The organism is Dapis hubbardiae BLCC-M172, from assembly GCF_050016015.1.
In the GTDB taxonomy this organism is placed as follows: domain Bacteria; phylum Cyanobacteriota; class Cyanobacteriia; order Cyanobacteriales; family Microcoleaceae; genus Trichodesmium.
In genome coordinates this window covers 1-5,162 of the sequence record NZ_JBNHEQ010000186.1, presented here as the reverse complement: position 1 = coordinate 5,162, position 5,162 = coordinate 1, and the positions used below count along the sequence as shown (strand labels likewise).

At 34.9% G+C, this 5,162-nt stretch carries 1 protein-coding gene; it reads right to left on the bottom strand.

The window, feature by feature from the left end; translation table 11 throughout:
- Positions 1-727 precede the first annotated feature (727 nt).
- The gene (locus ACP6PK_RS16810; RefSeq protein ID WP_426561035.1) at positions 728-3,916 is read right to left on the bottom strand and encodes a protein kinase domain-containing protein; all 3,189 of its coding nucleotides are present in this window, start codon (positions 3,914-3,916) and stop codon (positions 728-730) included.
- Positions 3,917-5,162 lie beyond the last annotated feature (1,246 nt).

Sequence of the window (5,162 nt, the reverse complement as noted above, 5' to 3'; positions counted from 1 at the left end):
ACTGACACAGCTAAAACTGTGCAGAGCGCTTTTTTCGTAATCACCCCATCCCCCCATCCCCCTATCACCCCATCCCCCCATTTTCTAATGCACCATTTAAGGTGTGTCGGTCCAGTAGTTTTTGTTATATGTTCCATCTCAAGGAAAACTGCGATAACTTTATATTATCAGGCGATAGTGCTACGCACCGCTTCGCGATCGCTCTGGTCTGAGTATAATACAAAATTCGGCTGAAAATTCCTCCGCAGCGACGAAGCGGAAGTAATCTCGCAGCACCCCTGAGATTGCTTCCTTCCACTCCGTTCCAGTCGCAATGACTTATAATAACTATAGCGGTTTTCACTCATGGTAGACTACAGCAACAAGAGAAGTATGTTTAAAGTTTGATAAGTTAGAGACTTTATAGTTGTATTCTATGTTAATGAAAAGCGCTATAATTATCGGGATTTGATATAAGGCTTGAATTATAAATCTCCATAAACTATTTAACTTAAGAATTATAAAGGTTTAAAATTAATTTTTGCGAAATTTATTTAATCAATTAAACAAACAAATATTATTTTTAGTAGAATAATTATAAATAATTAAGGAGAAGTCAGGAGCAGAGCAAAAATGATCGAATTAGTATATGCTCGTTGAATACTTATAACAGAAAAATAGGTGGGGAAAGTTTGTCTATCGCTAATGAAGCGGATATCAGATAACATCTAAAGAAACTCAATATCCTTTAATACCAAGAATTCCTAGACTTCCTAAACTTTTCCTGCAATTTTTTACGCGCTTTAATAGCAGGTGCAAAATCTGGTTTAATTTCAATAGCTTTGTCATAAGCAGAGATCCCTTCCTTATATTTCTCCATTTCTCCTAGCGCCCAACCTAAGTTAGACCAAGCTATCGGATCTTTAGCATTAATAGCGATCGCTTTCCTCAGAGAAGCTACAGCTTCATCATAACGTTTTAACTTAGTCAAAGCAATACCACGACTACCCCAAGATGGAAAATCATCAGCATTAATAGCGATCGCTTCATCAAAAGCAATTATAGCTTCTTGATTTTTTTCCAACCGCATTAAAGCAAAACCTCGATCCCGCCAAGCAGGTGCAAAACTAGGATCGATATCTATAGCTTTTTGATAAGAAGCAACCGCTTCCTCATATCGCTGTAAACCATCAGCAAGAAAACTACCTTGATTATGCCAAGCAATGTGGTAGTTTTGCCGACTTTCAGTAGCGTTTTTATAAGCATCTAAAGCTTCCTCAAAGCGCCGTAAGAAAAATAAAGTATTACCTTTTCCCATCGAAGCACGATAAAAATCTGGGTTTAATTGTAAAGCTTGTTCATAAGAAGCTAATGCTTCTTGATGACGCTGTAGTTTACTCAACACTTGACCTCGGTCAACTATTGCTGCCAAATCTTCTGGGTTATCTCTAATTTCTCGTTCAAGTAAAGCGAGTGCTTCTTCAAAAGCTTTTCTGGCATCAAGATTACGTTTTAAATACTCTAAAACTATACCTTTATTCTCCCAAGATTGAGGTTCCATCGGATCAACAGCAATAGCTTGATTAATAGCTTTTAATGCTTCTTCAAACTGACCGATACTAATCAATGCTATTCCTTTACCATTCCAAGCTTTGAAATTATTTGTAGATATCTGAATTGCTTTTTCATAGGCATCTAAAGACTGTTGATAACGCTCTAATTTATTTAAAACTAAACCGCGACCATTCCAAGCTAAATAGAAATCTTGCTTATTTTCTATTGCTTTGTTGTAGGCAACTAAAGCTGCTTGATAACGCTGCAAATCAAACAGTACATCCCCATTATTTTTTAAAGCTTTCGAGTCATTTGGTTTAATTTTTATAGCTTCTGCACAGAAACTTTCTGCTGTTTCCGGTTGCTCTGCTTCAATCCATTTATTACATTTATTAAGTATGTAAATAAATTTAATTTCAGACCAGAAAATTATCCCGGCAATTACAACTGTAACTGTCAGAGAAATCAAAGAAAACGGTAACAAACGAAATGAACGTTTTTTCCTGGCAGATGTATTATAATCTAAATTGATAGGGCATGAATTACCAATATTAGCACCCGAATTTTCTGGCGGAATATTATCATTATTTGTTTCAGTAAATTCTTGATTCTCAACATTAATATCCTGCTCTAAATTGGCATAGTTTTCTATCGCTATTTCCGTAGCATTATGAGTTTCTGGTGTCACAGAAATAGAAGTTTCCGACCCCATTAAAAATTCTGTTTGACTGCCAATATTCCAGAGGTCATTCAGAACTTGATCTGCACTGTGATAACGAGCGCGAAAATAGGGGTTGACCATCTTGTTAATAATAGCAGCAAATTGATTGCTTACCTCGGTATAATGCCGCCATCCCAAATCCCCAGTTTTTGGGTCTCGCCCGATTTCGGCTGGAAATAAACCTGTTAAAGCATGAACAACTGTCATGCCCAAAGCATATAGGTCATTACTAGGATTAGGATTCCTAGTATATTGTTCCTTGGGCATATAACCATGAGTACCCACAAAACGAGTAATTATCAGTTGTTTATGGTCATTTAAAGTAACAGAAGAAAGTTGTTTAAGTGAGCCAAAATCAATTAAGACAATTTTGCCATCAGAACGCCTAATTAAATTAGAAGGTTTAATATCTAAATGGAGTACCTCACGATGAACAAATGTGAGAATTTGCAGTACATCTTCCAATAATTTTTTGGCTTCATCTTCATCAAATTTGCCTTGGTCAATTTCGTAATTTAAGCTATTACCTTCAACATATTCTTGAACCAAATAAAAGTCTTGATTTTCCTCAAATTCATCTAATATTGCTGGAATTTGGTTATGACTTCCTTGGTTGAAGATTATTTGTGCTTCCTCTTCAAATAATCTTTTTACTTCATGTAAGAGTACAGGATTTTTTGACTTAGGCTTAATCTGTTTAATCACACATAGAGAATTATCAAGTTTTTGTTGATCTTGAACTAAATAAGTTTGACCATAATCTCCTTCTCCCAACAGTCGAATAATTTTGTAGTGCCTATTAAGAATAGTTCCAATTCTTTGTGAATTTTGGATACTTTTATAGAGTTCTTCTAGGTCATTTAGAACTTCTGTAGCAGACTGGTAGCGTTCTTCATATTGACTGCAAACCATCTTATCTAAAATATCTGCTAACTCATTCTCTACTGCTGCTAATTCCCGCCATAAAACCTCATTGGTTTTGCTATGGTATCGAAAATCTATTGGGGCAACACCTGTTAAAGCTTGAATAGCTGTTATTCCTAAAGCGTAGATATCGCTATTTATTCTGGGTTTTCCTCCCAAATGTTCCACTGACATATAACCTGGTGTACCTACCACAGAAGCTTTTACTTCTCCATCTGAAGATAACACCAAAGTTTCAATTTCTTTTATTGCTCCAAAGTTCGTAACTACTATTTTATTGTCTGATTTACGTCTGATTAAATTAGAGGGTTTAATATCACCATGAATTACATCTTGACGATGGATATATTCTAATGCTTCTAAGGCATCGTAAAGCAACATAATTAGTTGAGTTTGAGGTAATTGTTTACCATCAGTAATTTCTCTATCTAAATTATGGCCTTCAATAAATTCGTAAACTAAATAAAATTTTTGGTTTTCCTCAAAATGATCCAAAAGTTGGGGAATTTGCTCATGGTTGCCTAAGTGTTTTAAGGTTGTCGCTTCTTTTTCAAATCGACATCGTGCTGCTTCTAAAATAGAAGAGTCGGAGGTATTAGGTTGAAATTGTTTGACTATACACAGAGACTTGTTAACTGTCTGCTGATTTTCAGCTAGATAAGTTTTCCCAAAAGGTCCTTTCTGTAAGTCTTGGATAATAGTATATGTTTTTCTAAGAGTCTGAACTTGCTCCATCATCTTTCAATTTTATAGTAGAAACTAATATCTCAAGTTTAAACCCACATTCTACATTTGGCAGTTTATTTTATAGTACAAAAGATTATATTTTTAGCGAGCGCCTTAACTTGGGAACTGGGAACAGAGTTTTAGAGATTTAGAGTAGTCTAATACCAATTTGATACAATATTCCTACAGTGGCTCTGTTCTTAGGAGTCAGGAGTCGTAGGGGCGATTTCCTACAGGAGTCAGGAGGTCATTTCAGTTATCAGTTAGCCTCCTGCGGAGGAGCTGCGCTTTATCCTGACGGACTGCTCCGCAAACATGTCGCGCAGCGTTAACGCGCGTTGTGCGGAACGCTAAACAGTTATCAGTGAACCTCAGACCTTAGTCGGAGGCTTGAAATACTGAGTTAAATATTTTTTCATCCCCTTAAAAGGGGAGGCGCATACCCTCATTTTTTGGTAATAATTTATAATATTCATTTTTTCTGAGGGTAAAACTGTTCCACGATTGACGAAAAATCGTTTTATAACTATAAAAATCTGTTTTTTTTTCAAGGGATAATTTGATTTTTACCCTCTACATCTACAGCAAATTTACTAAGATTTTTGTAATCATTTTACCGAATAATTAAGGTTAAAAGCCTCCCCTTTCAAGAGAAACAATGAATTTATTTTCCTTTTATTCAATCCTCTTCCTTTTAGGGAGAGTTCAAGAATTTAGAATTTAGAATTACCTCTTCTTTTCAAGGAGAGGATTGACGAACAGGAAAATTTTTATTTATTATCCCCTTAAAAGGGGAGGCTTTAAACCACAATATTTCGGTAATTATCAATTATCCATTATCAATTATCAATTATTGAATGTAACTATCTTTTTTGAATTTGGTATAAGTTAAAATAAGTAATTAATTATTGCTTCAGGTCGATAATTTGTTTAGTATAAATATTTTTATCTATAGCAATCCGCGCATAGGTCATGGCAAATCAAAAAGTAGATAAAAAACTTGTAACTACTGCCTGTTCCCTGTTCCCTGTTCCCTGTTCCCTCTTCCCTAAAAGCAGTAAGGTTTTGATACAGAAATAAAATAAGACTGCTATATATTATACTAATTTTCATATCTAGCAAGGAAGTACGGAATATAAGTTATAAATAATATTTTTCTGTAGGGAAATTGTATGCAAAATCCCTATTTCGTCCCTTGTTTACCGAAATAATTAATAATTAAACAATTAAATAATTAGATTATTCACGCCTTGAAGCC